Source organism: Actinomadura chokoriensis (assembly GCF_039529475.1).
Classification (GTDB): domain Bacteria; phylum Actinomycetota; class Actinomycetes; order Streptosporangiales; family Streptosporangiaceae; genus Spirillospora; species Spirillospora bangladeshensis.
In genome coordinates this window covers 121,429-127,428 of the sequence record NZ_BAAAMW010000025.1, presented here as the reverse complement: position 1 = coordinate 127,428, position 6,000 = coordinate 121,429, and the positions used below count along the sequence as shown (strand labels likewise).

The 6,000-nt window shown below is 71.2% G+C and carries 6 protein-coding genes; 3 read left to right on the top strand and 3 right to left on the bottom strand.

Annotated features, from left to right (window positions below; translation table 11 throughout):
- The first annotated feature begins 852 nt into the window (after nt 1-852).
- Nucleotides 853-1,617 (top strand): hypothetical protein, encoded by a 765-nt coding sequence (locus ABFX46_RS35995; RefSeq protein ID WP_346048435.1) that lies wholly within the window; start codon nt 853-855, stop codon nt 1,615-1,617.
- On the opposite strand, the gene ABFX46_RS35990 is transcribed toward ABFX46_RS35995, so the two are convergent.
- Together ABFX46_RS35990 and trxA are read right to left on the bottom strand one after the other, a co-directional pair.
- Nucleotides 1,555-2,388, bottom strand: a complete 834-nt coding sequence (locus ABFX46_RS35990) for a putative RNA methyltransferase (RefSeq protein WP_346048434.1) — start codon at nt 2,386-2,388, stop codon at nt 1,555-1,557. The genes ABFX46_RS35995 and ABFX46_RS35990 overlap by 63 nt on opposite strands.
- Before the next feature lie 107 nt (nt 2,389-2,495).
- Nucleotides 2,496-2,849 carry a thioredoxin gene (gene trxA / locus ABFX46_RS35985; protein WP_346048432.1) on the bottom strand — a complete coding sequence of 118 codons (354 nt, stop codon included), beginning with the start codon at nt 2,847-2,849 and terminating at the stop codon, nt 2,496-2,498.
- A 129-nt stretch (nt 2,850-2,978) separates the two neighbouring features.
- Between trxA and ABFX46_RS35980 the strand changes: the two genes are divergently transcribed.
- Both ABFX46_RS35980 and ABFX46_RS35975 read left to right on the top strand, forming a co-directional pair.
- Nucleotides 2,979-3,977 (top strand): sigma-70 family RNA polymerase sigma factor, encoded by a 999-nt coding sequence (locus ABFX46_RS35980; protein WP_346048431.1) that lies wholly within the window; start codon nt 2,979-2,981, stop codon nt 3,975-3,977.
- Between the two features lie 211 nt (nt 3,978-4,188).
- Entirely contained in the window at nt 4,189-5,538 is a 1,350-nt protein-coding gene (locus ABFX46_RS35975; protein WP_346048430.1) for a class II 3-deoxy-7-phosphoheptulonate synthase, read from the top strand.
- 92 nt (nt 5,539-5,630) lie between these two features.
- Here the strand turns inward: ABFX46_RS35975 and ABFX46_RS35970 are convergent, their stop codons facing one another.
- Entirely contained in the window at nt 5,631-5,999 is a 369-nt protein-coding gene (locus ABFX46_RS35970) for an ATP-binding protein (RefSeq protein ID WP_067638735.1), read from the bottom strand.
- Between the last annotated feature and the right edge of the window lies 1 nt (nt 6,000).

Here is a 6,000-nt window from a genome sequence, read left to right as displayed (position 1 = left end):
ACTCTCCATTAAGGTCCAAAACGACCAGACCAGGGGGCGAACCCCAGCCGGCCAAACCTTGAAGAAAATCCCAGCATCGCGATCCCGAAAGATCGCATTGCCTCAAAGAAATCCCCACCACCATCCCAAAGGGACGATGGCCACGGGGCGACCCGGCCAACTGACCGAGCCGATAAAGGCACTGGCTTTTAACACGCTGTTGAGTTCTCAAGAAACGGACACCCACCGCGCCGAACCCCGCTCCCGCAGGCCCCGGCTCCGGGGCAACCCTTCTAACTTACCTGTTCCGCTTCCGTTGTCAAGCCGATCGGCGAAGATCTTCTTGACGGTCGGAGGCGTCCCAGTCCCCTGCGGCGACGACGTACCCCCAGGCCGAAGACCTGGCGATGATCGTTCCGTAGGAGATGCCCTGCGGGCCGGCCACCTCGCGGCGTCCTGCATCCCGTTCTGGGCTTTCGAACCATCCTACACGAGCCCGAGCGCCGCTCGAACCGTTTTTCGGAGGCCCGATCCCCGTCGAGCCGGCCGCCGCTCACGGCGTCCCGCATCCCGTCCGGGGCGTCACACGGACCAACCGCAGCCGAAACCGCGGTTATTCCCAGTGGCTTCCCCGGGGCCGTCCGCCTGCCAGCGTCCCGCATCCCCTCGGGGCAGGAGAGACATTAAGGTCCGCCGTCACCACCGTCAAATCAAGGCACACGGGCCACCGCGAAAACTTGTCACCCGAGCACACCATCAGCCTCATTGACCTCGCCTTTCAGGCACTACGTGCCGCGGGTCACAGTGGGGTAGCGTGCGCGGACAGCAGTGGCTCCCGGCACGACACTCGGCCGAGGTCAGGAGGAACACCTCGTGAATGTGCCCGCCGCCATCCGCTCGTCCGCGGAGCGCCTCGTGGTCGCCGCGACGATGGGGCCCACCATCCATGGCGTGCATGCTTGGCGGTTCAAGGTCGTCCCCGGCCTGATCGAGCTGCACGCCGACCCGGACAGGTTCCGGTCCATGCACGATCCCCTGGGGCGGGGCCTGCATCTCAGCAGCGGCGCCGCGCTCGTCAACCTGCGGCTCGCCGCCGCCCAGCTCGGGCACGAGGCCGTGGCCCGGGTGCTTCCCGATGCCGGACGTCCATCGGTCCTCGCCTCGATCCGCCTCGCCGGACGCCACCGGGTGACCCGCGAGGAGCGGCTGCTCTACGCCGCGACGCTGAAGCCCTTCCTCGACGGCCGTCCCGCATCGGGCGTCCGGCCGGCGCTTCCCCTCGTCAACGAACTCGGCGAGGCGGCCCGCCTGGAAGGGGCGGCCCTCCACCCGCTCGCGGACGGAGGACCGGAGACCAGCGGATGCCGTGCGGTGCTCACGACTCGCGGCGACTCCCCCGCCGAATGGCTTCGCGCGGGACAGGCGCTCCAGCGGCTCCTGCTGAGCGCTACGGCCCGCTCGGTCTCCGTCTCCTTCATGTACGAGGCCGTCGACGGTCAGGGGGCCGAGGGCGTCGTAGAACCCGGCGAGGTACCGCAGGTGCTGCTCGAACTGATTCAGCGCGCGGACGCGGGCCTACATCAGCCGCCGGTAGGTCGACAGGACGAAGGAGAGCGGCACCGCCAGCGGATCCGGTAGCCGCCGCAGCCGCTCCCTGAGCTGGTCGGCCGGGACGTGGTGCGCGCTCGGCCCCATCCCCACGAGCGTGGCCACCTCGTCATGGGTGAGGACGGCCTCCGACTCGATCTCCTGGCGCGCGTCGAACTTGAAGTAGCCCGCGAGCGCGGCGTCCATGCGCTCGGTCTTCCGCTCGTCGACCGAGAGGAGCCCGAGCGGCTCCACCAGGGTGCCGAGATGCCGGGGCGACGGTGTCACGGTGAGCAGCCGCCCGTCGTCACGGAGGACCCGGTGGAACTCGGCCGCGTTGCGCGGAGCGAAGACGTTGACGACCACGTCCGCCACACCGCCGCGCAGCGGGAGCGGACGCCAGAGGTCGGCGACGACGGCGCCCGCTCTCGGATGGGCCCTGGCGGCCCGGCGGGCCGCGTGCTTGGAGATGTCCAGCGCCAGGCCCGCCGCGCCGGCCGACCGGTCGAGGATCCGGCCCAGGTAGTGCCCGGTTCCCGCGCCGGCGTCGACCACGAAAGACGGGCCGACGCCGGCGACACCGGAAGCCAGCCGGTCTGCCAGAGCGTCGAAGTGGCCGGATCTGAGGAACGCGTCGCGGGCCCGCACCATCTCCGGGGTGTCGGCCGTCCCGGGGCGGGCGTTGCCCGGCAGGAGGTTGGCGTACCCCTGCCGCGCGATGTCGAACGCATGTCCGCCGGGGCAGAGCAGCCCGCGGTCGGCCAGTTCGAGGTCGGCTCCGCACACGGGGCACACCAGGTAGGGGACGACATCGGCGAGCATCCGTCCATCATCGTCCATACGGGCGGTCGATCGGGCGCAGCCACCCGCTTCTTTGCCCTCGCGCCCACCGCGCGCAACCCGCGCGACGCCGGGGCGTCCGACCCCGGTCAGCTGTCGGCGCGGCGGCGGACGTCCTCCATGTCGAGGCCGCGGACCTGCTCGATCACGTTCTCCAGCACCGGCTCCGGCACCGCGCCCGCCTCGGCGAAGACGATGAGGCCGTCCCGGATCGCCATCAGCGTCGGGATCGACCTGATCCCGAACCGCTCGGACAGCTCCGGCTCGGCGTCGGTGTCGACCTTCGCGAAGACGATGTCCTCGTGCTTGCCCGCGGACTTTTCATAGACCGGCGCGAAGCGCTTGCAAGGTCCGCACCACTCCGCCCAGAAGTCCACCAGCACGATGCCGTCGGCCTGGGCCACCTTGTCGAAGTTCTCAGCGGTGAGTGTGACCGTCGCCATGTCGGTTTCTCCTCAGTCGGGGTATCAGGTCGTAGAGCGGCTAACAGCCTCGCAGTATTCCCGTTCGGGAATCACAGAGCGGTAATTAGCGTTGTCCTCTCAGGGAGATCGCACCGGAGAAGGGTCAGGATGGCTGCAACCCGTACAAAGGGCGACAGGGTCGACGTCACCGACAAGGATCTTGTCGGTGCGTACCTCGACCGGATCGGCCGTACTCCTCTGCTCGATGCGCAGGCGGAGGTCGATCTGGCCAAGGCGATCGAAGGGGGCCTGTACGCCGAGCAGCTCCTCGAGGACGGGAGGGTGCCCGAGGGCGCCACCCGCGAGGAGCTGGAGGAGCTGGCCGCGGCGGGGCTGCGCGCGAAGCAGCGCTTCGTCGAGGCCAACCTGCGGCTGGTGGTCTCGATCGCCCGGAAGTATCCGACCGACTCGTTGCCCCTCATCGACCTCATTCAGGAGGGGAACCTGGGGCTGATGCGCGCGGTGGAGAAGTTCGACTACCGCCGCGGCTTCAAGTTCTCCACGTACGCGACATGGTGGATCAGGCAGGCGATCGGGCGCGGGCTCAGCCACACCGCCCGCACCATCCGGCTGCCGGTCCATGTGGAGGAGGAACTTTCGCGGCTGCGGCGCGCGGAGCGCCAGCTCGGGCGGGAGCTCGGCCGGGAGCCGACCCGCGAGGAGCTGGCCCTGTCACTGGGCGCCGAGGCCGAGCATGTGGACGAGCTGCTGCGCTGGCGGCGCGACCCGGCGAGCCTGGACGCGACCGTCGACGACGCCGGCGAGACGCCGATGGGCGACCTGCTGGAGGATCCGGACGCCGTCACGCCGGAGGCCGAGATCCTCGCGCTGGACGACATCGAGGGCCTCGCACGGCTGCTCGACCGGCTTCCGGAACGCGAGTCCGCGATCGTGCGCGCCCGGTTCGGGATGGACAGCGGCCAGCCGCTGTCGTACGCCCAGATCGGCGCCCGGTACGGCCTGAGCCACAACCGGGTGCGGCAGATCACCGACCGTTCGCTGCGGCGGCTGCGCCAGCTCGCGAACGAGACGGATCTGAGCGGGCGCAGGACGCTGGCGCCCGGCTCCGCGCGGGAACCCGCGGGCGCCGGGAGCCGCGCGGCCTGAGCACGCCTCAGCGCGCCGCAGCGCACGGCGCGGCACGGCGCGGCGCAGCGCGGCCTGGACGCGCCGCGATGCCCACGGCACGCGGAACCGGGCGGTCACCACGAGGAGACCGCCCGGTTCGCCGTTTCCGGCCCGTTCCGGGACCGTCCGCACCGGAGCGTCCGCGGGCTCGGCGTCCCTCGCTGGGCGGGCGGTGTCATAGCCTTTCGGGGTGAGTACATCCGCCGTCACCGGGGACCTCGACGCCTGGCGCGCGCTCCCCGCCCTCCAGCAGCCCGATTGGGACGATCCGGACGAGGTCCGGGCGGTCGCCGCCGAACTGGCGACCCAGCCGCCGCTCGTCTTCGCCGGCGAGTGCGACCAGCTGAAGACGCAGCTCGCGGACGTGGCGCGCGGCGAGGCGTTCGTCCTGCAGGGCGGCGACTGCGCCGAGACGTTCGGCGGCTCGAACGCCGACGCGGTGAAGAACAAGCTGAAGACGCTGCTGCAGATGGCGGTCGTGCTCACCTACGCGGCCAGCGTCCCGGTCGTGAAGATCGGCCGGATGGCGGGCCAGTTCGCCAAGCCGCGGTCCAAGCCGGTGGAGGTGCGCGGCGGCGTGGAGCTGCCCGCCTACCGGGGCGACGCGGTCAACGGGTTCGCGTTCGATGCCGAGTCCCGCCGCAACGACCCGCACCGGCTGCTGAAGGCCTACCACTGCTCGGCGGTCACGCTGAACCTGTGCCGGGCGTTCACCAAGGGCGGCTACGCCGACCTGCGCCAGGTGCACGCCTGGAACCGCGACTTCGTCCAGCAGAGCCCGGCGGGGCGCCGCTACGAGCAGCTCGCGGGCGAGATCGAGCGGGCGCTGACGTTCATGAAGGCGTGCGGGGCGAACCCCGACGAGTTCCACGGGGTGGAGTTCTACTCCAGCCACGAGGCGCTGCTGCTGGAGTACGAGCGGGCGCTGACCCGCATCGACCACCTCAGCGGCCTGCCCTACGACGTGTCCGCGCACTTCCTGTGGATCGGCGAGCGCACCCGGCAGCTGGACGGGGCGCACGTCGAGTTCCTCCGGCACATCCGCAACCCCATCGGGGTGAAGCTCGGCCCGACGACGTCCGCCGACGACGCGCTGGCGCTGATGGACCGGCTGAACCCGGACGGCGAGCCCGGCCGGCTCACCTTCATCACCCGGATGGGCGCGGGCAGGATCCGGGACGCGCTGCCGCCGCTGATCGAGAAGGTCCACCAGAGCGGCGCGCCGGTCGCGTGGATCTGCGACCCGATGCACGGCAACACCTTCGAGGCGCCGAGCGGGCACAAGACCCGGCGGCTGGACGACGTCCTGGACGAGGTGGCGGGCTTCTTCGAGGTGCACCGGGCGCTCGGCACCCACCCGGGCGGCATCCACATCGAGTTCACCGGCGACGACGTCACCGAGTGCGTCGGCGGCGGCCAGGGGCTCGCCGAGGCCGACCTGCACCAGCGGTACGAGACGGCGTGCGACCCGCGGCTCAACCGCGGCCAGTCGCTGGACCTGGCGTTCATGGTGGCCGAGCTGTACCGCAAGTCGGCCTGATCCACGAGAACGCCGAAGGCGCGCCCACCGGCCGGTGGGCGCGCCTTCACGCCAGTTCTTGCGGGGCGGCACGTTCCAGGGCGGACGTCCTCTCAGATGTCGACCTCCGCCCACACGACCTTGCCGCCGGTCACCGGGTCGGCGCCCCAGGAGTTCGCGAACCGGTCGACGATGAACAGGCCGCGGTGCGACTCGTCCAGCGGGCCGGGGACGGTCAGCCGGGGCAGCTGCGCGGCGCGGTCGCGGACCTCGACGCGGACGCGCCCGGACCCGCGCAGCAGCCGGAGCTCGAGCGCGGTGCCCGCGTGCCGGACGGCGTTGGCGACGAGTTCGGCCACGATCGCGGTGACGAGCTCCTCGCGGTCCATCAGCGCCCAGGTGCGCATGGTGCGGGCGGCGAGCCGCCGCGCGTACTCGACCGCCTCGGTCTGGGGCGCCGCGCGCAGTGTGGTCTCGGTCATC

Excerpts from the sequence above, each read along its gene's own strand:
- ABFX46_RS35990 (WP_346048434.1), bottom strand. The coding sequence starts at position 2,388 with ATGCTCGCCGATGTCGTCCCCTACCTGGTGTGCCCCGTGTGCGGAGCC.
- trxA (WP_346048432.1), bottom strand. The coding sequence starts at position 2,849 with ATGGCGACGGTCACACTCACCGCTGAGAACTTCGACAAGGTGGCCCAG.
- ABFX46_RS35980 (WP_346048431.1), top strand. The coding sequence starts at position 2,979 with ATGGCTGCAACCCGTACAAAGGGCGACAGGGTCGACGTCACCGACAAG.
- ABFX46_RS35970 (WP_067638735.1), bottom strand. The coding sequence starts at position 5,999 with ATGACCGAGACCACACTGCGCGCGGCGCCCCAGACCGAGGCGGTCGAG.